The organism is Thiomicrorhabdus sp. ZW0627 (genome assembly GCF_029767005.1).
GTDB lineage: Bacteria > Pseudomonadota > Gammaproteobacteria > Thiomicrospirales > Thiomicrospiraceae > Thiomicrorhabdus.
Window position 1 is genome coordinate 159,222 of sequence record NZ_JARUQR010000002.1, and the last position, 22,787, is coordinate 182,008.

22 protein-coding genes are annotated in these 22,787 nt (G+C 47.2%); 16 read left to right on the plus strand and 6 right to left on the minus strand.

The features are described from left to right. The first annotated feature begins 81 nt into the window (after positions 1–81). From ndk to QCB45_RS07050, 8 genes are all read left to right on the plus strand, one after another. On the plus strand, positions 82–504 hold the full coding sequence (gene ndk, locus QCB45_RS07015; protein WP_279420158.1) for a nucleoside-diphosphate kinase: 423 nt from the start codon (positions 82–84) through the stop codon (positions 502–504). 21 nt (positions 505–525) lie between these two features. After that, positions 526–1,623: a 23S rRNA (adenine(2503)-C(2))-methyltransferase RlmN gene (gene rlmN, locus QCB45_RS07020; protein WP_279420273.1), complete on the plus strand. Its 1,098-nt coding sequence runs from the start codon at positions 526–528 to the stop codon at positions 1,621–1,623. 29 nt (positions 1,624–1,652) lie between these two features. Then, a complete protein-coding gene (locus QCB45_RS07025; protein WP_279420159.1) occupies positions 1,653–2,048 on the plus strand; it encodes a helix-turn-helix domain-containing protein in 396 nt (131 codons plus the stop codon). A gap of 68 nt (positions 2,049–2,116) precedes the next feature. Then, a complete protein-coding gene (hisS, locus tag QCB45_RS07030) occupies positions 2,117–3,388 on the plus strand; it encodes a histidine--tRNA ligase (protein WP_279420160.1) in 1,272 nt (423 codons plus the stop codon). Positions 3,389–3,435: 47 nt separating this feature from the next. After that, positions 3,436–4,077: a tetratricopeptide repeat protein gene (locus QCB45_RS07035; protein WP_279420161.1), complete on the plus strand. Its 642-nt coding sequence runs from the start codon at positions 3,436–3,438 to the stop codon at positions 4,075–4,077. A 50-nt stretch (positions 4,078–4,127) separates the two neighbouring features. Continuing rightward, entirely contained in the window at positions 4,128–5,351 is a 1,224-nt protein-coding gene (bamB, locus tag QCB45_RS07040) for an outer membrane protein assembly factor BamB (RefSeq protein ID WP_279420163.1), read from the plus strand. 3 nt (positions 5,352–5,354) lie between these two features. Further along, complete coding sequence (gene der / locus QCB45_RS07045; protein WP_279420164.1) at positions 5,355–6,782, plus strand: ribosome biogenesis GTPase Der; 1,428 nt, start codon at positions 5,355–5,357, stop codon at positions 6,780–6,782. Between the two features lie 77 nt (positions 6,783–6,859). After that, positions 6,860–10,720, plus strand: a complete 3,861-nt coding sequence (locus QCB45_RS07050; protein WP_279420165.1) for a DUF3683 domain-containing protein — start codon at positions 6,860–6,862, stop codon at positions 10,718–10,720. Positions 10,721–10,832: 112 nt separating this feature from the next. On the opposite strand, the gene QCB45_RS07055 is transcribed toward QCB45_RS07050, so the two are convergent. Further along, entirely contained in the window at positions 10,833–11,132 is a 300-nt protein-coding gene (locus QCB45_RS07055; RefSeq protein WP_279420166.1) for a cytochrome c, read from the minus strand. Between the two features lie 157 nt (positions 11,133–11,289). Beyond that, on the minus strand, positions 11,290–11,595 hold the full coding sequence (locus QCB45_RS07060) for a c-type cytochrome (protein ID WP_279420167.1): 306 nt from the start codon (positions 11,593–11,595) through the stop codon (positions 11,290–11,292). A gap of 256 nt (positions 11,596–11,851) precedes the next feature. Here QCB45_RS07060 and QCB45_RS07065 point away from each other — a divergent pair, with 256 nt between their 5' ends. Continuing rightward, complete coding sequence (locus QCB45_RS07065) at positions 11,852–12,025, plus strand: hypothetical protein (protein WP_279420168.1); 174 nt, start codon at positions 11,852–11,854, stop codon at positions 12,023–12,025. Positions 12,026–12,052: 27 nt separating this feature from the next. On the opposite strand, the gene rsgA is transcribed toward QCB45_RS07065, so the two are convergent. The 3 genes from rsgA to QCB45_RS07080 are packed head-to-tail and all read right to left on the minus strand — an operon-like array spanning position 12,053 to position 14,742. Continuing rightward, on the minus strand, positions 12,053–13,102 hold the full coding sequence (gene rsgA, locus QCB45_RS07070) for a ribosome small subunit-dependent GTPase A (RefSeq protein WP_279420170.1): 1,050 nt from the start codon (positions 13,100–13,102) through the stop codon (positions 12,053–12,055). Between the two features lie 9 nt (positions 13,103–13,111). Further along, positions 13,112–13,465, minus strand: coding sequence for a 4a-hydroxytetrahydrobiopterin dehydratase (locus tag QCB45_RS07075; protein ID WP_279420171.1), 354 nt, complete (start codon positions 13,463–13,465; stop codon positions 13,112–13,114). Next, positions 13,465–14,742 carry a M48 family metallopeptidase gene (locus QCB45_RS07080; protein ID WP_279420172.1) on the minus strand — a complete coding sequence of 426 codons (1,278 nt, stop codon included), beginning with the start codon at positions 14,740–14,742 and terminating at the stop codon, positions 13,465–13,467. Before QCB45_RS07080 ends, QCB45_RS07075 begins: the two co-directional genes overlap by 1 nt. Positions 14,743–14,804: 62 nt before the next feature. On the opposite strand from QCB45_RS07080, the gene orn reads away from it, so the two are divergent. From orn to hxpB, 7 genes are all read left to right on the plus strand, one after another. Continuing rightward, positions 14,805–15,353 (plus strand): oligoribonuclease, encoded by a 549-nt coding sequence (gene orn, locus QCB45_RS07085; protein ID WP_279420173.1) that lies wholly within the window; start codon positions 14,805–14,807, stop codon positions 15,351–15,353. A 237-nt stretch (positions 15,354–15,590) separates the two neighbouring features. After that, the gene (locus QCB45_RS07090) at positions 15,591–17,294 is read left to right on the plus strand and encodes an acetolactate synthase 3 large subunit (RefSeq protein WP_279420174.1); all 1,704 of its coding nucleotides are present in this window, start codon (positions 15,591–15,593) and stop codon (positions 17,292–17,294) included. Positions 17,295–17,304: 10 nt separating this feature from the next. After that, the gene (ilvN, locus tag QCB45_RS07095) at positions 17,305–17,796 is read left to right on the plus strand and encodes an acetolactate synthase small subunit (protein WP_279420176.1); all 492 of its coding nucleotides are present in this window, start codon (positions 17,305–17,307) and stop codon (positions 17,794–17,796) included. 126 nt (positions 17,797–17,922) lie between these two features. Then, positions 17,923–18,939: a ketol-acid reductoisomerase gene (gene ilvC / locus QCB45_RS07100; RefSeq protein ID WP_279420177.1), complete on the plus strand. Its 1,017-nt coding sequence runs from the start codon at positions 17,923–17,925 to the stop codon at positions 18,937–18,939. A gap of 333 nt (positions 18,940–19,272) precedes the next feature. Then, positions 19,273–20,517, plus strand: coding sequence for an OFA family MFS transporter (locus tag QCB45_RS07105; protein ID WP_279420178.1), 1,245 nt, complete (start codon positions 19,273–19,275; stop codon positions 20,515–20,517). 136 nt (positions 20,518–20,653) lie between these two features. Further along, positions 20,654–21,133 (plus strand): GNAT family N-acetyltransferase, encoded by a 480-nt coding sequence (locus tag QCB45_RS07110; RefSeq protein WP_279420179.1) that lies wholly within the window; start codon positions 20,654–20,656, stop codon positions 21,131–21,133. Positions 21,134–21,210: 77 nt separating this feature from the next. After that, positions 21,211–21,876, plus strand: a complete 666-nt coding sequence (hxpB, locus tag QCB45_RS07115) for a hexitol phosphatase HxpB (protein WP_279420180.1) — start codon at positions 21,211–21,213, stop codon at positions 21,874–21,876. Between the two features lie 213 nt (positions 21,877–22,089). Here the strand turns inward: hxpB and QCB45_RS07120 are convergent, their stop codons facing one another. Then, positions 22,090–22,770: a c-type cytochrome gene (locus QCB45_RS07120; protein WP_279420181.1), complete on the minus strand. Its 681-nt coding sequence runs from the start codon at positions 22,768–22,770 to the stop codon at positions 22,090–22,092. Between the last annotated feature and the right edge of the window lie 17 nt (positions 22,771–22,787).

Genomic DNA, 22,787 nt, shown 5'->3' on the forward strand with positions numbered 1-22,787 from the left:
TTATTGCTGGGGCTTTGTTTTTATGCAGCCGCGGTGAATAATTGATAGAATAATGCAACTATTTTTATTAAGGAAAAGCAAATGCAACGTACTTTTTCAATTATTAAGCCGGATGCGGTAGAAAGAAACTTGATTGGCACCATTCTTCAGCGTTTCGAAGATGCCGGTTTGCGTGTGGTTGCGTCCAAAATGCTGCGCTTGACTCGTGAACAGGCAGAAGGGTTTTACGCCGAGCATAAAGGGCGTGATTTTTATGAGCCACTAATCGAGTATATGATTTCTGCTCCATTGATCGTACAAGTTTTGGAAGGTGAAGACGCCATTCTGAAGAACCGTGAGATCATGGGGGTGACCGATCCAACTAAAGCGGCACCAGGAACGATTCGAGCAGATTTTGCTCGCTGCGTTCGTGAAAACTCCGTTCATGGTTCTGACTCGGTTGAAAGTGCGGCGCGTGAAATTGACTATTTTTTCAGTCAGACAGAATTGTGTCCGAGAGACTAAGAAGAGTATTTAACGGTGACAATGGAATTGACTGGTAAGGTAGACCTGCTTGGAATGGATAGAGCCGCTATGGAGGCCTATTTTAAAGAAATTGGGGAGAAGCCTTTTCGTGCATCGCAGGTTATGAAGTGGATTCATCAGCATGGTGTTAGTGAATTTGACGAAATGACCAATTTAAGCAAGGCCTTGCGGGAGAAATTGAAATCAGTAGCTCAAATCCGAACGCCTAAGATTGTAGCCGAACAGCACTCTGACGATGGAACCATCAAGTGGTTGTTGGAAGTGGACAATCATAACTGTATTGAGGCGGTTTTCATTCCTGAGAAGAGCCGGGGGACTTTGTGTATTTCTTCTCAGGTCGGCTGTGCTTTGGAATGCAGTTTCTGTTCTACAGGGCAGCAAGGGTTTAACCGTAATTTAGAAAACTGGGAAATTATTGCTCAGATGTGGGTTGCCAATAAGGCGCTTGGCTGCAAGCCTAAAGAAGAACGTCGCATATCTAACGTCGTCTTCATGGGAATGGGTGAACCGTTGTTGAACGTGACTCATGTGTTTCCTGCCGCACGTATTCTGATGGATGACTATGCTTATGGTTTGTCCAAGAGACGTGTCACCATCAGTACAGCTGGTGTCGTCCCAGCTATTGATAAAATCAAGGACGAGGTTGATGTTAGTTTGGCGATCTCGCTTCATGCTCCGAATAATGAGCTTCGTGACATCCTGGTGCCTATCAATCAAAAGTATCCGCTTGAGGTATTGATGCCTGCTTTGCACCGATTTGTCGAGGGTGGTCATAGTAAGAAGCACGTGACTATTGAATATGTCATGTTGGATAAGGTCAATGATTTGCCTGAGCATGCGGATCAGTTGATCGCTATCTTGGGTGATCTTCCTTGCAAAATTAACCTAATACCTTTCAATCCATTCCCTAATACGGATTATAAGCGTTCATCCAATAATGCAATTCATCGCTTCCAGCAAAAATTGATGGATGCGGGATTGAACTGCACGGTTCGAAAAACCCGGGGAGATGACATCGATGCGGCCTGTGGACAGTTGGCTGGTAAGGTGAAAGATCGTACCAAACGTACAATACATAGAGTTGAATTCGAAGGCTAGATTTAAAAAAACCGGCAAAGGGAAATGTGATGGCAGATCAAGAAAGTGTGGAATTACCATTAAATGAATTGCTTCTTAAGACGAGAGAAGATAAAAAAATCACACTTGTCGAGGCAGCTCAGAAGCTTAATTTGCAGGAATCTCAGCTAGAAAAATTCGAGCAAGCTGAGTTGAATTTGTCAGCCATGACTCCTTTTGAGAGAGGTTATGTGCGAAACTACGCTCATTTTTTGGGCATCGATGAAAGGGTTTATGAATCCTATTTCCCGGATGCCGAAGGGATAGTTAGTAATTTGGAATCCATGCAGCGTTATCAATACCCAGCCCCTAAGCCTCTGATTCGCGGCGGCCTGATTCGTGTTTTGATGTTATTGCTGGTTTTGGTTTTATTGGGTATTTCTGTTTGGGCTGTAGTGCAACAATAAGTGTTTTTGGGCTTAACACCAGATATTAATTAAATATAAAAAGCATTAAGAAAGAGTTTAAAAATTATATGGGAAAACAGATTTCAGCCATTCGTGGCATGAATGACCTTTATGGTTCGGAAGTTGAGGCATTCGATTATTTGCTTGCCCAGGCACAAAATACCTTGCAGCAGTATGGCTTTCAGTCTATACGCTTACCTGTAGTTGAAAAGACTGAACTGTTTGCACGTTCAATCGGGGAAGTGACCGACATCGTAGAAAAAGAGATGTACACTTTTGCGGACCGTAATGGAGACAGTTTGACCCTTCGCCCGGAGGGGACGGCCGGTTGTGTGAGAGCGATGATTCAGAATGGTTTGACTCATAACCAGATTCAAAAACTTTACTACAGTGGTCCGATGTTCCGTTACGAACGTCCTCAGAAAGGACGTTACCGCCAGTTTCACCAGTTTGGTGTGGAGGTGTTTGGACTCGCCGATGCCGATATTGATGCGGAATTGATTGCATTGAGTGCCCGTTTGTGGGAGAAGCTTGGTTTGGAAAACCTTGAGCTACAAATCAATTCTTTGGGCAGCAAGGAAGCTAGAGCGGCTTACCGCGATAAGCTGGTCTCCTACCTTTCCAAACACAAAGAGAAACTGGATGAAGACAGTTTGCGACGTCTAGAGTCGAACCCTTTGCGTATTTTGGATAGCAAAAATCCGGATATGAAAGAAGTTGTGGAAGGGGCTCCGAAATTACTCGAGCATTTGGATGAAGAGTCACAGGTGCATTTCGAAGCCTTAAAGGTGTCTTTGGATGATTTGGGAATCGAATACGTTGTGAATCCGAATTTGGTAAGAGGGTTGGATTACTACAACCGTACCGTATTTGAATGGATTACCACCGAGTTGGGCGCTCAGGGTACTGTTTGTGCCGGCGGCCGCTATGATGGCCTGGTCGAGCAGATTGGCGGCAAGCCAACGCCAGCCGTTGGATTTGCGATGGGAATCGAACGTCTGACAGCACTTTTGATGGATAAGCTTTTGGTGCCAGCACATGCAACCCCCGATATTTACGTCGTTTTGGTTGGCGAGAATGTACAACGACCAGGCCTGGTCATTTCTGAAAAGATTCGAGACGATTTGCCGAACTTGAATGTTCAGATGAATTGCGGGGGCGGAAGCTTCAAAAGCCAATTCAAAAAGGCAGACAAATCCGGTGCTAGCTATGCCGTAGTATTGGGCGACCAAGAGGTCGAAGATAAGGTGGTGGCAATCAAACCTCTGCGCGACAATTCGGATCAGCTGACAGTAAGTTGGGATGAACTGACTAATCACTTAAAGACATTGTTTAATTAAACCGATATTTTTTACATAACTAATCAGTTAACGAAGGATTCATAATTATGAGCCGTTATGAAACAGAAGAAGAACAGATCGAAGCGATCAAAACTTGGTGGAAGAAAAACGGTACGGCGCTTTTAAGCGGCCTGTTAGTGATCGCAATCTCTTTTTCCGGTTGGCGCTATTGGGATCAAACTAAAACAGCTGAAGCCAGTAATGCTTCGGCCACCTTTGAAGTGTTACAGATGAATATGCAGAACGGAACGTTTGGTGAGGTTTCGCGTGATGCATTGAAGTTGATGCAAGAACAGCCTGAAAGCCCTTATGCGGCGGCGGCAGCTTTGATGGCGGCTAAGTACAGTTTTGATAAAGGCGAGTTGGATGAAGCACAAGATCATCTTAAGTGGGTGATTTCAAATTCAACAGATAAAGCTTTGCAACATGTTGCCACCATTCGCTTGGCCAGAATGCTTGCAGATAAAAAAGAATACGCTCAAGCCAAGTCGGCATTGGATGGGGTGGATGAGAATGCATTGTTGCCTGCGGAGCGCGGTAATTACGATTATACTTCCGGTTTGCTTGCACTGGCTGAGTCTGATGTCCCAGGCGCTAAGGATGCATTCAAACGCGTAATTGATAATGCCGAAGCCTCTAAGAGTCTTAAAGGTATTGCGCAAATTCAATTGGATGACTTACCTCATTAAGTCAGAGTTATTGGATTAATTGGTTGAGTTTTATAATAGGACGCATGTAAGTGAACTTGTTTCGTACCGTTTCATTGATTTTATTGGCACTAGGGTTGACCGCGTGCTCCTCTTCAAAAGTAGTAAGAGTGCCGACCGCTTTAACGCCTTTGGATTCTTCCATACAGATTGAAAGGAATTGGCAGGTTCAGTTGAGCGCTATGCGTAATTCGGAAGAGCAGGGTCTGGATATCGCTCAAGATACACAAGCTGTGTTTGTGGCGGATTCGGAAGGCATGGTGTCCGCATTTAAGAAGCTCAACCAGTCGCGTTGGACAGATCAAGTTATTTGGCAAAACCACCTTTCCGAAAAAATTGTCTCGGGACCTGTTCTTGCACAAGGCCGTTTAATTATCGGGACTTCGAAAGGTAAAGTGATTTCACTCTCTGCTATGGATGGACAGGTTGAATGGCAGACGCAGCTATCAAGTGAAGTATTGAGTAAGGCAACTATTGCTGGTGATAAGATTTATACCCGCACGGTTGACGGTAAATTGTACGAGTTGAATCTTGGGTCGGGCGAGGTTGTCTGGGTAAAAGGATACCAGGTTCCAAACCTTTCCTTACGAGGTGCTTCTCCTGTCCTTTACGATAACAAGGTGCTTTATGTTGGCTGGGAAACCGGCAAGGTCGAGGCGGTTTCTGCGGAGACGGGAAATACGATTTGGGAAGCTAGAATTGCCATTCCGAGCGGTCGTACCGACTTGGAACGTATGGTGGATGTGCAATCCGCATTGGTCTTGAAAAGCGATCGTTTGATTGCGCTGGGCTATCATGGGAAGTTGGCGGCTATCAGTTTGGAAAGCGGAAATCTATATTACGCCCAAGATGTTTCGGGCTATCGTGATTTCATCGTGGACGATCAAGCAATATATATGGTTGATGAGGATGATGTCATTCATGCCTATGATATTTCCAACGGTACTGAATTATGGAATCAAGTTGGTTTGAAATTCCGCAATCTTGGGGATCTTCTTAGCTATAAGAATATGATCCTGGCGGTTGACGGATATGGTTACGTTCATTGGCTGGACAAATTACATGGAACGATCGTTGCCCGAGCCAAGCACAGTAACGATTACGGCGATGAAAATATTGTCATAGACGCGATGGTGGATGGTGATACGTTGTACATGCTGGATAGTCAAGGGACAGTTAATAGTTACCAGCTAAAACCGTCGGATTTAATGGAACACCAAACAGCGGTCGTTGAAACCGCTGAGCAAGGCAAATAAGAAATGAGTAAGCCTGTTATTGCCCTAGTTGGGCGCCCGAATGTCGGGAAATCTACCCTTTTTAACCGTCTGACGCGTTCACGAGATGCTATTGTCGCGGATTACCCCGGGTTAACGCGAGATCGCCAATATGGGACAGGACGTATCGGCCATTCACCTTATATTGTTGTGGATACTGGTGGACTGAGTGGTGAAACGGATGGTGTGGATCCTTTGATGGCAAGTCAGGTTCAAGCCGCACTGGAAGAGGCTGATGCGGTTTTGTTCTTGGTGGACGGACGTCAGGGCTTAACGCATGGTGATGAAGTCATCGCCAATTATGTGCGTCAATTCGACAAGACCGTCCAGTTATTGGTGAACAAGGCGGAAGGCTGTGATTACGAAATGATCAAGGCTGATTTCTTCCAGTTGGGATTGGGAGAGCCGATGCCGGTTTCATCCGCACACGGAGATAACGTCGCCAACTGTGTCAACCATGTACTGGATATGATTCCTCCTAAAGAGGACGAATCGGACAAAAATCTTGACGATCATCCGGGGATTCGTGTTGCGGTCATAGGTCGTCCAAACGTCGGAAAGTCGACTTTGATCAACCGAATGATCGGTGAGCAGCGTGTGGTTGCATTCGATATGCCCGGAACCACTCGAGACAGTATTTATGTACCTTTTGAACGTGATGGACAGGAATATACCCTGATCGACACGGCAGGGGTGCGCCGTCGTAAAAACATTTCTGAGAAAATCGAAAAGTTCAGTATCGTCAAAGCCATTGAGGCCATGGAAGATTCCCATGTGGTCATCTTGGTGATCGACGGCTCGGAAGGGTTGACCGATCAGGATCTTACTCTTCTTGGACTGGCGATCGAGTCCGGTCGTGGTTTGGTCTTGGCTGTGAATAAATGGGATAATCTGGATAGTGATCAGCGCCAGAAAGTACGCCATGAATTAAGCTTCCGTTTGCAGTTTGCCGATTATGCGAAGCAGCATTTGATTTCCGCACTGCACGGCACAGGGGTGGGAGATCTGTTCAAAACGGTCAAGAGTGTTTATCAGGCCTCGATGAAACGTGTTTCAACATCCGATTTGAACCGTGTTCTGGAACAAGCCGTTCTTGAACATCAGCCGCCTTTGATTGCCGGCCGTCGAGTGAAACTACGTTATGCCCATTTGGGTGGTTTGAATCCACCTCGAGTCATCGTCCACGGAACCCAGGTGGATAAACTTCCGCAGGCTTATACCAAATATCTGACCAACGTATTCCGTAAAGCTTTTAAATGGATTGGCACGCCAGTCACAGTCGAATACAAGGTGACGAGCAATCCGTTTGAAGGCAGAAAGAACAAATTGTCCGACCGGATCAAACGTAAAAAAGATGAACCGGTCGCAGCTAAGAAAAAGAAAAAGCGTACCCAGCAGAAACGCAGAACTTAAAAGCGCGGTAATCCACCTTTTGAGAAACCGATTTAATTAAGCATCATTCTGATAATACAAAGAGTTTAGACAGCATTATGAGTCCAAATCCGGCTAAACGCATTCGTGAAATACCCTATAACTATACTTCGTTCTCGGATAAAGAGATCGTTTTGAAATTTTTGGGTGAATCAGGTTGGAAAACGATCGAGTCCTTGCGTGATTCTCGTAATACCGGCCGTTCCGCGAGAATGTTGTTTGAGGTGTTGGGTGATATCTGGGTCGTGACGCGCAATCCTTACATTCAAGATGATTTGATTGAAAACCCGAAACGCCGCGATGCCCTGATCGATGCCTTGAATCACAGATTGAAACAGGTCGAGCAACGTTTGAACGGTAATGAATTGGCCGAAGACCTGCTGGTTTCCGTTCGCAACGCCGTGGCGGAGTTTTCAGGCTGGTTCCCGAAACAGATTGAATTGAGAACGCTTGTCCGACGAAAATTGTCCAAATTTACCCGTGCTGATAACATCGACTTCGGTGGTTTGGCACGTGTTTCTCATGCGACAGATGCTACCGACTGGCGTGTTGAGCTACCGTTGGTAGTGGTATCGCCGGATACGGAAGAAGAAGTGGCCTATGTGGTTCAAGCGTGTATCGAACTGGGCTTGACCATGATTCCTCGTGGGGGCGGGACCGGTTACACAGGTGGTGCGATTCCGTTGCATCAGGAATCCGTGGTCATCAATACCGAAAAACTGGAATACCTTGGTTTAGTTGAACAGGTCGAGTTACCGGGAATCGGTAAGGTTGCGACTATTCAGACAGGCGCAGGGGTTGTGACCCGTCGCGTATCGGAGCAGGCGGAACGTTTCGGTTATGTTTTTGCAGTTGACCCGACTTCTCAGGATGCTTCCTGTATCGGTGGTAACATCGCGATGAACGCCGGTGGTAAGAAAGCGGTTTTATGGGGAACCACGCTAGACAACCTGGCTTCTTGGAAAATGGTCATGCCGGATGCGACCTGGTTGGAAATTCGCCGCATTAATCACAACCTTGGTAAATTGCAGGATCAGAAAACAGTTGTTTTCGAAATGCAACGCTACGAAATTGACGGCAAAACTGAAATCGATGCTCCGACTCGTTTGGAGATGCCGGGTTCTGCTTTCCGTAAAGCCGGTTTGGGTAAAGATGTTACCGATAAATTCCTCAGTGGTTTGCCGGGAGTGCAGAAAGAAGGGTGCGACGGAATCATTACGTCGGCGCGTTTCGTTGTACATCGTATGCCGAGCCATACACGTACCGTTTGTCTTGAATTTTTCGGAACTGATTTAAGTCTGGCGGTTCCGGCGATTGTCGAGATCACCGAATACATCGAAAGCAAGAAGCAGGAAGGTATCCTGCTGGCAGGATTGGAACATCTGGACGAACGTTATATCAAGGCGGTCAAATACAATACCAAGGCTAACCGTAAAGGCTTGCCGAAAATGATTTTGCTGGCCGACGTTTGCGGTGAGAACGGATTTGAGGTCGCCAATACTTGTACAGAAATCGTCGAGTTGGCTAACAAGCGTGATGCGGAAGGTTTTATCGCGGTTAGTGAAGAAGCGCGTAAGCGTTTTTGGTCGGATCGTTCGCGTACCGCAGCGATTTCGGCGCACACCAATGCCTTTAAAATCAACGAAGATGTGGTCATTCCACTGGAACGTTTGAATGATTACAATAACGAGATCGAGCGCATCAATATCGAATTATCGATCAAGAACAAGCTTGAAATTATTGATTCGTTGAGCGCCTATTTCTCCGAGCCGATCAAAGAGTTCAGCCAAGCGGACGATTTTGAAGACAGCAAAGGCCCGGCAACCTACTTCAAGGGCAAAGTCGATGCAAGCAAGGCTCACCTGAGTCAGGTACGCCAGCGCTGGTCTTCGGTGTTGGATCATCTGGACGAGCCGGCTAAAGATCACTTGAACCTGTATCCGGAAGGCGTGACCGAAAAAATTCGTGATGGCGACAAGGTGCTTAACCTGTTGCTGAGACGCGATCTAGTCATCTCCTACCGCCAAGAGATTCTGTCGTTCCTGAAAGAGACATTTATGGGGCACGATTTCGAGCCATTGCTGAAGAAAGTCAAAGAATTGCATTTTGAACTGCGCAATGCCCGCCTGTTTGTGGCCCTGCACATGCACGCCGGTGACGGGAACATCCATACTAATCTTCCGGTTCATTCCGACAATTACGCCATGATTCACCTGGCGGATAAGGTGGTGGATCGTATTATGGAGATCGCCCACCGTTTGGGAGGTGTTATTTCCGGTGAGCACGGGATCGGTCTGACCAAGTTCCAGTATCTTGAAGAAGAGAAGATTGAAGCCTTCGTCAAATACAAGAACCAAGTCGATCCGGAAGGGCGTTTCAACAAAGGCAAACTGATGCCGGGTTCCGGTTTGGATAAAGCCTATACACCTTCGTTGCAGTTGGTTCAGCAGGAAGCCTTGATTCTTGAGGCAACCGAACTGGACGAACTCAATAAGGACATCAAAGACTGTTTGCGTTGCGGTAAGTGTAAGCCGGTTTGTCAGACCCATATTCCACGTGCGAACTTGTTGTATTCCCCGCGTAACAAGATTCTTGCAACCGGGCAGGTGATCGAGGCCTTCTTGTATGAAGAGCAGACCCGCCGAGGCATTTCTCTGCATCACTTCGACGCGATGAACGATGTGGCAGACCACTGTACGACCTGTCACAAGTGTGCGACGCCTTGTCCGGTGGATATCGACTTCGGTGACGTATCGATCCGAATGCGCACGATTCTGACCAATATGGGACAGAAAAAGAGCAGTTTGATGGTGAAAGCGGCATTGTTGTTCCTTAATACCACGAACCCTCTCACGATTAAGGTATTGCGTAAGACCATGATTGGCTGGGGATCGAATTTCATAACAATGGGTCACAAACTGGCAAAATGGACAGGCCTGGTAGATCGTAAGAAGACCTTGCCGGCAAGCTCGACTAATCCGGCACCCGTTCAGCAGCATGTAATTAACTTTGTGCGTAAGCCGTTGCATACCGGTCCGAACAAGAGCAGCTACCGTAACGTCTTGGGTATGGAAGACGCCACCCAAGTGCCGATTGTGCGCGATCCTATGAAAACCACGGAAGACTCGGAAGCGGTGTTCTATTTCCCGGGTTGTGGTTCGGAGCGTTTGTTCAGTGATATCGGTCTGGCGACGATTTCCTCGCTTTATGATGCCGGTGTTCAAACCGTGCTGCCGCCAGGTTACCTGTGTTGTGGTTATCCGCAAGCTGCGGCTGGTCTGGAGGCCAAGAGCTCGCAGATTACGACCGAAAACCGAGCTTTGTTCCACCGTGTCGCCAATACTTTGAACTACTTGGACATCAAGACGGTCATTGTTTCCTGCGGAACTTGTTATGATCAGTTGACCAAGTATGAGTTCGAGCGTATCTTCCCTGGATGCCGTCTGATGGATATCCATGAGTTCCTAACCGAGAAGGGCATGGGGCTCGAAGGTGCAACCGGTAAACAATATCTTTACCATGCTCCGTGTCACGACCCGATGAAAATGATGGATGGTACTCAAGTGGCGAAAGACTTGTTGCAGTCGGAAGTTCAGTTCAGCGATCGTTGTTGTAGTGAGGCGGGAACCATGGCGACTGCGCGTCCTGATATCGCCACTCAGTTACGTTTCAGAAAAGAAGCGGAGCTGAAGAAGGGGTTGATTGACTTGACCGGTAAGGATAAGGTCACTGACGGCAGTGTTAAGGTGTTGACCTCGTGTCCTGCTTGTCAGCAGGGTCTGGGACGTTATTCGGACAACACCGGTTTGGATACCGATTACATTGTGGTCGAGTTGATGAAGAACCGTTACGGTGAAGGTTGGAACAAAGAGTTCCTAAAGAAGCTGGAAGCGGGTGGTATCGAAAAAGTGCTGTTATAAAGTCAATTTTCGATCAGACAATAAAAAAGGCACTCAAATGAGGCCTTTTTTATATCTATGACCGTTAAGCAGGCTGTTGTTATCAACAGGCCTGTTCGGTTTTCAGAAGCGATTATTGAGGCTTCTGTGCAGCGTAATAAGCGGCTAGGTCTTTGATTTCCTGATCCGTCAGACCTTTGGCGAAAGCGGCCATGGTTGCGTCTTTACGGAAACCGTCGCGGAAGTCTTTCAACTGTTTTTCCAGGTAGTTTGCGTGTTGACCGGCTAGTTTAGGAAAGTTTGGAACAACGCTGTTACCATTGGCTCCGTGACAGCCGACACAGGTATTGGCTTTGGCAGGCGCTTCTTGAGCCTGGGCGGAAGCTGCGAACAATAGTCCTGTCGTTAGAGTTGCAACGAGTAATTTCTTCATAATTCTGTTCCCGTAATTTGTTTAAGTGAATCGCACACATTAAAAGCTAAGATGACCCCGGGGTCAAGCCGTGTAGAATGAATTGGCGTTGTTTAGGCAAAAAAAAACCGCCCATGGTTAAGAACCAGTGGGCGGTTTTCCGCATAAACTCTAAAAATTATAGAGTAGCAACGTAAGCAGCGATGTTTTCGATGTCTGCGTCAGAAAGACCAGCAGCCATAGGAGCCATCATAGAAGTCATAGGACCGATTTGCTCACCAGCTTTATACTTGTGAAGCTTAGCAGCGATGTCCGCAGCTGGCTGACCAGCTAGTTTTGGACCAACTCCGCCTTCACCAGCAGCACCGTGACAACCAACACAAGTTGCGAAAGCACCTTGACCAGCTGCAGCGTCACCAGCTTGAGCAGCTGCACCAAAAGAGATAAGACCAGCAGTTGCTAGTGCGATAGTTAATTTTTTCATAATGTACTCTCCTAAAAAGCACGTGATAAAAAGTTCGGGTTTTTTCCCTGGAAGCAATTACAAACGAAAAGGGGGGTTGAGTCAAGGTTGAAACCTTGAGTAACCCTTAAAAAAAACCTAAATTGTGAACAAAACCATAAGCTTTGTGTAAAACCTTTGATAAAGTTATACGGAAAGTTCTGTAGAGTTTTGTTGTCCAGTACTATGAGTCGCTGAATTTTGGAACGGTTATTGTAAATTTATTGGAGGTTCGGAATTGTTTAGATTGTGGATTTTGGTCATTGCAATGACCGTCATCAGTTGGTTTGTACTCAAGCTGATCAATAAACCGACCCATATCGGTTTGGTGTTTTTGTTTTGGGTTGTGGCAATCATGGGAACGACCTTGCTGCTTTACCTCGTATCGGTGTGGTTCACCAGTCACGCCTGACTTATCTTACAAGAGATTCCGGACGGTTCAGGAAGGAATCTCGGATTGCTCCATCTCTTTGAACTCTTGCCTTAGTCGCTGGAAGCTCTGGTATCGCGAGTAGGCGATTTCACCATCCTCAACGGCTTGTTTGATGGCGCATTTCGGCTCGATCGTATGGGTACAGTTGCTGAATTTACATAGTCCCAAAAACGGTGCGAAATCAGGGTACATTGCCTCGAGGTCGCTCAAACTGCAAGGAGCCGGACTGAACTGGCGCACCCCGGGGGAATCGATCAGGTTTCCACCGTCGTTGGCACCGGGTTCGGATTCCGGTAAATGGTACAGGATGCTGTTGGTCGTCGTATGTTTGCCCAGTCCGGAAGCTTCTGAAAGCTGGCCGACGCGAATTTCCAAATCCGGGATCAGAGCATTAATCAAAGAGGACTTGCCAGCGCCGGACGGGCCAACGAATACCGAGTTTTTGTTGGACATGAATTCGCGTAGAACCTCCAGTCCCTCATTTGAGACAGTTGAAGCGGGGAGTAGTTCGATTCCCATCTCATCATAGGGCTCTAAAAGTTCCGCTATCGAGTCCCAGTCGGCTTCTGATTCCAGAAGGTCTACCTTGTTAATGATGATGACCACCGGGATGTCGAGTTGTTTCGCTGCAACCAGATAACGGTCGATCATGTCGGGATGGATTCCGGGAACCACCGGAGTAACTACTCCGATAAAGTCGATGTTGGCCGCCACCATCCGGGTTTGACCACGGAAGCCGGGACGGCTCAGTTCATGAGTGCGGGGCAGGACACTGACGACCACACCACTTTGTGGTTCGACGTCGGTTTGCCAAATTACCCGGTCACCCGCTACCAGTTTCCCCAGATGCTGGCGAATCGCACAGTTGTAGGCTTCTCCGCTTTCGGATTCGACCAGAACGCGTTTACCGAAACTCGTGATCACCAATCCGGTTTGCTCTTCACCCAATAAGCTTTTATCGTCAGTTTCTTTGGCCGCAGTGTTTTCCAGTGCGGATTTCTGACGTTTGCCGCTGACGCGGCGTTTTTGCTGGGTAGTGAGTTTGCGTTTGGCCATGAAGTGTACTTAGTCCAGTAGAGCGTCGATCTTGGCGGCCATGATCATATCGTTCATGGTCAAACCTTTAGCGTTATGCGTGGTCAAGGTGATGGTGCACTGGTTATAACCGAAGCAGATTTCCGGGTGGTGGTCCTCTTTATTGGCAATCCAGGTTACTGCATTTACGAACGCGATGGTTTGATGATAGTTCTTGAACTGAAACTGTTTTTTGATTGATGCATAGTCCAGCGGCGCTTCCCAGCCCTGAAGTTGGCTCAGGTTGCTTTCGATGCTCGGGATGATTAAAGGCTTGCTGCCTTTTGGGATGTCTTCACAGTGTTGATTTAACAGTTCATTAACTAGAGAGTTAGCCGTTGTCATTATTTTACCTCCAATGAGACTTCTTGGGCGTTGCTCGGCAATGAGTTCAAGTGATCGATACGAATCTTAGCCGGCGGGTGACTGTCGTGATAGGCCGAATAGCTTGGATCCGGTGTAAGAGTACTGGCGTTGTCACGGTACATTTTCAATAGGGCAGAGACCAAATACTTAGAGCCGACGTGTTCGGCTGCAAAGGCATCCGCTTCAAATTCGTGTTTGCGGCTTTTGATCGCCATGACCGGCCCAAGGAAAAAGAACATTGTTGGAACGGCCGTCATGAACAGCAATAGGGCTGCCGCCGGCGTTTGGGTTTGCAGCCCCAGGCCGGTATAGAATTCAGGCAGTTGCGCCAGCCAGCCCAGTAAAGCCAACCCAGCCAAGCTCAAAACGGTGCTTTCGATTAGGCGTTGCTTGATGTGTCCGTGTTTGAAGTGCCCCAGCTCATGCGCCAAGACCGCTTCGACTTCTTCCGGGGTCAGTTTTTCAAGCAGTGTGTCGAAGAACACGATGCGCTTGTTCTTACCGAAACCGGTGAAATAGGCGTTACCATGACCGGAACGTGACGAACCATCCATGACGAAAATCCCGTTCGATTCGAATCCGGTTCGCTCCAACAGGTTATTGATTCGGGTTTTCATGGACACATCTTCAAGCGGTGTGAATTTGTTGAAGATCGGCGCGATCCATTTCGGATAAGCCCACATGATTACCAGCTGGAAAGCCATCCAGACAATCCATGTGTAAAGCCACCAGGCCTGTTCAAAATAGTTGTTCATGATTGAAAGAATCACCCAGACAAGAGGAAGGCCCAGAGCAAGCATCAGTACCCACTGTTTGACCAAATCGCTGAGGAATTTACCCGGAGTGGTTTTATTGAAGCCAAAATCCGCTTCAATCTTGAAGGTGCTGATGATCGAGAACGGCAGGTGCAACAATGATAAGAACCAAAGGGTTGAAAGCAGGAAACCAACATCGTGCCAAATCGGTTCCAACCCGGTGTTTAGCCATAGGTTGTAGATGTCTTGGAAACCACCTCCGAGCGTCATGAATGCCAGAATAGCCGCATCATAAAACAATCCCATGCGCCCGAGTTGCAGTTTGGCTCGACTGTAATCCGCCGCTTTTTGGTGTGCGTCCAGTGTGACCACTTCACTGAATTCTTCCGGAACTTTGTCACGGTGTTGACGGATGTGGAATTGGTTTTTGATGTTCAGCCAGACCTCGATCAGCAGGTTCAGAATCAAGGCGGTAAGAAACAGTTGTGTGATCCAGTTCATGTTTTATTTCTTGTTTTTTCGGTTAAGATAAAGCCATATTGTAAGTGATAAGAGAAAGATTTATGAAGTCGGATAAGAATTTAATTTGGATCGATTTGGAAATGACTGGACTGGATCCCAAAACGCACCGAATTATCGAAATTGCAACCGTCGTCACTGACAGCGAATTAAATGTGTTGGCGGAAGGGCCTGTTATTGCTGTGCAGACTGAGCAGGCCGATTTGGACTTGATGGACAGCTGGTGCGTTACTCATCACGGAAATTCCGGCTTGACCAAGCGGGTTCAGGAAAGTACGGTCACCATGGAGCAGGCCGAACAGGAAACCATCGACTTTTTAAAACAATATGTCCCTGCCGGAAAATCGCCGATGTGCGGTAACAGTATTTGTCAGGATCGCCGTTTCATGGTCGAACAGATGCCGGCACTGGAAGAATTCTTCCATTATCGAAACCTGGATGTCAGTACTCTGAAAGAACTTGCACGTCGCTGGGCGCCGACGGTTTATCAATCCCATAAAAAAAGCGGTGCACATCTGGCTCTGGCAGACATCATGGAGTCGATCGACGAGCTGAAACATTACCGCGAACACCTGTTTAAATCCGAAATTTAACCCCCCAGTTTTTTCCTCTCCTACTCCAAGCCGATTTATTTTGCAACTAATCGCCAAAAAAGCGCCGCTTGGAGTTCTAAAAGCGTTGAAAATTTTATATAATTCCCCCTTTTCCCGTCGCCAAAACCTGGCGGGTATTTGAAACGTTAATACCAGACCCGGATTTGATTTTTCCCTTTGTTTTTTAAGGGAAATATTTCGATATCCCGGTCTAGGTTATATTGGAGGACCATTGTTGTGGAAATGACTGGTGCCCAGATCCTTGTAAATTATCTCGAGGACGAGGGAGTAGAGCATATATGGGGGTATCCTGGTGGAGCTGTTCTGCCGATTTACGATGCCCTAGATACGGACGCCAAGAAACTGAACCATATTCTTGTGCGTCACGAACAGGCTGCAGTACACGCTGCAGACGGCTATGCGCGCTCTACAGGTAAACCAGGAGTGGTGCTTGTAACGTCGGGTCCCGGTGCAACCAATGCCGTGACCGGAATCGCAACCGCCTATATGGATTCGATCCCTATGGTATGTATCACAGGTCAGGTGCCAACCGCACTGATCGGTTTGGATGCATTCCAGGAAATCGATACCGTTGGGATTACAAGACCGATCGTAAAACACAACTTCTTGGTCAAGAGTGTCGACGAACTTGCTAGTACGCTCAAAAAAGCATTTTATCTAGCCACAACGGGCCGACCTGGCCCTGTTGTCGTCGATATTCCAAAAGATATCCAAAACGCCAAAAGCACCTATGTTTATCCACAAGAAGTTGATATGCGCTCCTATCTGCCTGTAACTAAGGGCCATAGTGGACAAATTAAGAAAGCCGTGGAGATGATGCTTTCAGCTAAGCGACCAATTCTGTACACCGGTGGTGGTGTCATTTTGGGCGACGCTTCTGAGGAATTAACCGAATTAACTCGTAAGTTGGGCTTCCCGATCACCCAGACATTGATGGGCTTGGGCGCTTTCCCGGCCTCAGACAAGCAGTCTGTGGGCATGTTGGGGATGCACGGTACTTACGAAGCGAACCTTTCGATGCATAACAGTGATGTGATCATCGCGATCGGTGCGCGTTTTGATGACCGTGTAACCGGTAACTTGGAAAAGTTCTGTCCGGATGCAAAGATCATTCACGTGGACATCGATCCGGCTTCGATTTCGAAAAACGTTATCGTCGACATTCCAATCGTCGGACCGGTTAAGCAAGTATTGACCGAAATGAACGCCATTTTGGACAAAACCAAACTTAAGATCGACGAACAGGCCTTGGCGGACTGGTGGGAACAGATCGAAGAGTGGCGTGCGACCAAGTGTCTGCGTTACGACACGGCGGGTGCCAAAATCAAGCCGCAAGCTGCGATGGAAGCCGTCTGGGAAGTGACTAAAGGGGATGCGTACGTGGCGTCTGACGTAGGTCAGCACCAGATGTTCGCCGCCCAGTACTATCCGTTCGACAAGCCGCGTCGTTGGATCAACTCCGGTGGTCTGGGTACCATGGGATTCGGTCTGCCGGCGGCTATGGGTGCGCAAATGGCATTCCCTGATGCAACGGTTGTCTGTGTGACCGGTGAAGGTTCGATCCAGATGAACATTCAGGAACTATCGACCTGTTTGCAATACGGCTTGCCGGTGAAAATCGTCTGTTTGAACAACGGTTTCCTGGGTATGGTTCGTCAGTGGCAGGAATTCTTCTATGAGCGTCGTTATTCGATGTCTTATATGGAATCTTTGCCGGATTTCGTCAAATTGGCGGAGTCCTATGGTCACGTCGGTATTCGCATCGAAGACCCTAAGACGCTTAAGTCACAACTGGAAGAAGCGTTCTCCGAAGAGAACAAGAACCGTTTGGTGTTTATCGACATCATTACGGATCAGCAGGAAAACGTTTATCCGATGATTCCAGCCGGTGCTGGTCTGAATGAAATGATTTTGGTGTAGGGGTGTCTCGATGAAACATGTAATTTCAATGTTAATAGAAAATGAATCGGGTGCCTTATCACGCGTGTCCGGTTTGTTTTCTGCTCGAGGATACAACATCCACGCTTTGACGGTTGCACCGACTGAAGACGAGTCTTTGTCTCGTCTGACGTTGGTCACCAGTGGTACCGAGCAACAGATCGAACAGATCGTGAAGCACCTTAACCGTCTAATCGACGTGGTCAAGGTACTTGACCTGACCGAAGGTGCGCACATCGAACGTGAGCTGATGTTGATCAAGCTACACGCAGTCGGTGAAGCACGTGACGAATACAAGCGTCTGACAGAGATCTTCCGTGGGGACATCATTGATGTCACCGCGACGACCTATACCGTGCAGATGGTTGGCGAAAGCAAGAAGTTGGACGCGTTCATCGACGCGTTGGATCCAGGTCTTATTTTGGAAACCGTCCGTTCAGGCACCGTCGGTGTGATGCGCGGAGAAAAGTGTTTACACATTTAAACGGTTTGTAGATAATTCCCACAATTAAATTAAGCGGTTAATTTGGCGTTTGGTAAAGGGTTTCGAAGGGAACGTATCAGGCGCCATCAATTAAGAATTCTAAAAGTAAAAGATAGGAATAGATAAATGCAAGTTTATTACGATAAAGATTGTGATCTTTCAATCATCCAAGGTAAGAAAGTAGCCATCATCGGTTTCGGTTCTCAAGGTCACGCTCACGCGGCTAACCTTCAGGATTCTGGTGTTGACGTAACAGTTGGTCTACGTGCCGGTTCTTCTTCAATCAAGAAAGCGGAAGGTTACGGTCTTAAGACAGCTGACGTTGCAACTGCAGTTGCAAACGCTGATGTTGTTATGATGTTGACTCCTGACGAGTTCCAGGGCCAGCTTTATAAAGAAGAGATCGAGCCGAACATCAAGCAGGGTGCTGTATTGGCATTCGCTCACGGTTTCGCAATCATCTACAACCAGATCCAGCCTCGTAAAGATCTTGACGTTATCATGATCGCTCCTAAGGCACCTGGTCACACAGTACGTTCTGAGTTCGTTCGTGGTGGTGGTATTCCTGACCTAATCGCGGTTGAGCAAGACGCTTCCGGTAACGCTAAAGCAATCGCTCTATCTTACGCTTCTGGTGTAGGTGGTGGTCGTACTGGTATCATCGAAACAACTTTCCGTGATGAGTGTGAAACAGACCTATTCGGTGAGCAAGCTGTTCTTTGTGGTGGTGCGGTTGAGCTTGTTAAAGCTGGTTTCGACACTTTGGTTGAAGCGGGTTACGAGCCTGAAATGGCATACTTCGAGTGTTTGCACGAGCTTAAGTTGATCGTTGACTTGATGTTCGAAGGTGGTATCGCCGACATGAACTACTCAATCTCAAACAACGCTGAGTACGGTGAATACGTTACTGGTCCTCGCGTAATCAACGAAGAGTCTCGTCAAGCAATGCGTGAAGCACTTTACAACATTCAAACTGGTGAGTACGCTAAGCAGTTCATCCTAGAAGGACAAGCTGGTTACCCATCAATGACTGCTGCGCGTCGTAACAACGCAGAGCACGGTATTGAAGTAGTTGGTAAGAAGCTACGTGCTATGATGCCTTGGATCGCGTCTAACAAGATCGTTGACCAAGAGAAAAACTAATTTTTCTAAAAGGTCTAGTTGGTCCGATTTCTGTGTTGCTTTCCGAGTCGTGTACTCATTGTACACTTCCTCGAAAAGCGCCTTGAACTCGAACAAACTATCTCCTTTTATATATTAGTTATGGAAAAGCCGAGTCAGAAATGACTCGGCTTTTTTTGTTTTTGGCTTCTAGCTTTTAGTTCTGTTCCGGCAGGCAAATTGTAATTTTTTATATGGCCGTAAGAATCTTTGGTTCTGATAATTGATTACAATCATGGACAATTAGCCCGTTTTCTACGATATTAGCCTCTCTAAATTTTGATGTCCGTGACGAGTAATTTTAAGAGGTTTTATATGGGAAAAAATAGATGGCTTATGGCCTTAGCCGCAGTAGGGGTTCATATTTGTATCGGTTCCGTATACGCGTGGAGTGTATACGTTAATCCGATCAAGGACAGTATGAATTGGACGTTAACCGATGTCACCATCGCATTCAGTATCGCGATTTTCTTCTTAGGTTTATCCGCGGCGTTGATGGGTAAATTCGTTGAAAGAAACGGTCCAAAAGTCTCTGCCATTATTGCTGCCGTACTGTTTGGTTTAGGTACCGCAGGATCGGGTCTTGCCATCTTTATGGAATCCAAGCTGCTTCTGTATTTCTTCTACGGTGTATTAGGAGGATGCGGACTCGGAATCGGATACATCGCTCCGGTGTCAACGCTTGTGAAATGGTTCCCTGATAAAAGAGGTCTGGCGACAGGCCTGGCCATTATGGGATTCGGGTTTGCATCTGCCGTATGGGGGCCAACGATTAAAGTGTTAATCTCAACGATGGGCGTTTCTTTAACCTTCATTTTGTTGGGTGCGACCTATTTTGTCATCATGTTCGCATCGGCACTTTATTTGGAAAAACCGGAAGAGGGATACTTACCTGAAGGGTTCAAGAAAAAGGTGGAAGCCGGTCACAAGACTATCAAACAAGACCTTGCTTCTCTAGGGCTTCATGAAGCGGTTAAAACCCCAAGATTTTACGGCTTATGGTTGATGCTGTTCATTAACGTCACCTGCGGTATCGCAATCATCGGTGTGGCGTCACCATTGTTGCAGGAAGTGCTAGGTGTGTCCGCAATCGCCGCCGCTGCCGCGGTTGGTCTGATGGGGATTTTCAACGGTGCAGGTCGAATTTTCTGGGCGTCGTTATCGGATTATCTAACCAGACCGGTTGTCTATATCACGTTCTTCGCCACTCAGGCAGTTGCGTTTTACGTCTTGCCGTCGATTACCGAAATCATTATTTTCCAAGTGATCTTGTATTTCATCATGTCGTGTTACGGCGGAGGGTTTGCTTCCATCCCGGCCTATATTGGAGACATTTTCGGAACCAAAGAGTTGGGTGCGATTCACGGTTATATCCTGACCGCTTGGGCCGCAGCCGGTTTGGTAGGGCCGCTGATTATTTCCATGGTCAAAGACGCCACCGGTTCCTATGCTGAAACACTGTATGTATTCTCAGGATTCTTTGTGGTTGCATTGGTGATCTCCATCGCCATGTTGGTCAACATCAAATCCATTCAGAAAAATCAGAACGTAGCGCAATAAACAAATATTAGCGCTTCATTCAAAACGGAAGTTTTGAGAAAGCCGAGTCGGAAATGACTCGGCTTTTTTTATGCATGGATATTTTGCATGTTTAGGAATAGTATGAAGTGGGTCTGAAAGTAATGGGGATGGTTCGTTGAATTTTTTAATCGACAGTTACGAAAAGTTGGAAATAACAGATGAGGAAATATTTGATCTGTTATTCGAGGTTTACGTACAAGGCGGCTTTGTTTCAGCAGACGTTGCGGAATCGGTATTTAATCCTTTATCGGTCAAAAACCGAGGAGTATTGTTTGCGGCTCGTGAACTCAAAACAAAAGAATTCGCAGGGATGGTTGTCCTCGTTCCGCCGGGTTCAGACATGATTGTCAGGGCGAAGGAAAATGAATGTGAAGTGCATTTGTTGGGCGTTAAGGCAAAATTCAGAGGTGTGGGTTTGGGGCGAGAGTTGGTTTCTAAGGTAATAGAAACGGCTGAACAGAATGAATGGTCAAAGATTGTCTTATGGACTCAGAAACCCATGGTGGAAGCTCAGCACCTGTACGAGTCGTTTGGTTTTACACGAAAAGGTGAGATGGTTAAAAACGAGATTGTCTTTTGGGTGTATGAGCGATAACCAGGCCTGCTCGGTTACAATGAATCAATCGATTATGAGAAGATAATCCCCCTGTCTTTTCTTGGAGTAGGTTACACATGATACAAGCCGTGATTTTTGATATGGACGGAACGCTGATTGATTCGGAGCCTATGTGGAAAGAGGCGGAAGAGCAGGTTTTTTCAGCTGTCGGTGTCGATGTTAAAGAGGAGCTTTCAGCCAAGACGGCATCGATGACAACCGATGAAGTCACACGGTTTTGGTACGGTCATTTTCCCTGGACGGGTAAGAGCTTGGAGCAAGTTGAAAATGAAGTGGTTGAGTGTGTTGAGTCCTTAATCTCCGAAAAGGGTGAGCCGATGGAAGGGGTTAATGAGATATTGGAACTCTTTCATAAGAACAACTTAAAAGTTGGCCTGTCCACCAATTCACCTCACCGACTTATCCCTGTCGTTTTGAAAAAGTTGGGCATCTCAGATTGCTTTCAAGCCATCTCCTCTTCCGAGCATGAAGAGAAAGGGAAGCCACATCCGGCCGTCTATTTATCGACCGTCAAAAAACTTCAGGTTGCACCTGAAAAATGCATTGCGTTTGAAGATTCGCTTTCCGGCATTTTGGCGGCGAAAGAGGCGAACATTAAAACCGTCGCCGTTCCTTCCAAATTAGAATTTGCGCATTCAAAATTTGACGTTTCACATTTGAAGCTTGAGAGTTTGTTGGCATTTAAAGATTCGCATTTAAAAATGCTGGCTAGCAACCTCTAGTTCTGTTCTTAAATTGAGTGGAAGTAGAACTGAACAGGCCTGTTCAGTTTGAAAAGTAATAAAAAAGCCGCTATTGAGCGGCTTTCTTGTTTAGGTTGTGTGAATTACAAACTCACCACCGTCAAAGTGCTCAACCACCACATGAGAAGTATGGAGCCGAAGGTGAGGATGAGTCCCCAGATGATCGCTTTGATTCCGTTCATGTCCGTCTCCTTATTTTGCTGATTTGAGCGACGCGTAATATTCGGCAAGTGCCTCGATTTCGGCCTCGGTCAGATCGTGGGTGAACTGTGACATGCCTTCGTTGATGTCGTTTTTACGATGTCCGTTTTTATAGGCATGCATGGTGCGCACGAAGTAATGTGCGGTCTGTCCGGCAAGAGCGGGTACTTCGTCGTGACCCTCACCGTGTGCGCCATGACAGGAAGCACAAGGTGTAATCATGCGGCTGACGTCGCCTTTGCGTACCAGGCGATCAATCTGCGCGTCCATGCCCGCAGAAGGTTTTGCCGGAACCGTCTTGGTCGCGTAATAGGTGGCGAGATCAGCCATGTCCTGTTTGCTCATCGGCTGGGTGGCGGCGAACATGACCGAGGCCTTGCCGTCGCCTTCGTTACGCAAGCCGGACTGGTAGTCTAACAGCGTTTTGTAGATGTAAGTCGGCGTATTTCCCGCCAGACTTGGTGCATTGCGCGATGGCGCAATGCCATGTTCACCGTGGCAGGTAATGCACAGGCCTGTCTTATGCAGTTCGGCTCCGCGGGTTATATCGCCTTGTGGCATTTCCGATGCGGTTCTATCCCATTCAATCTGAGTCCAGGCGGTTGCTTCCGGCAGGTTATGTCCCGAAGCGAAAGCGTTAGCGCTTAGGGAGACCAGGCTGAGTAAAATCAATTTTTTCATTCTCTATT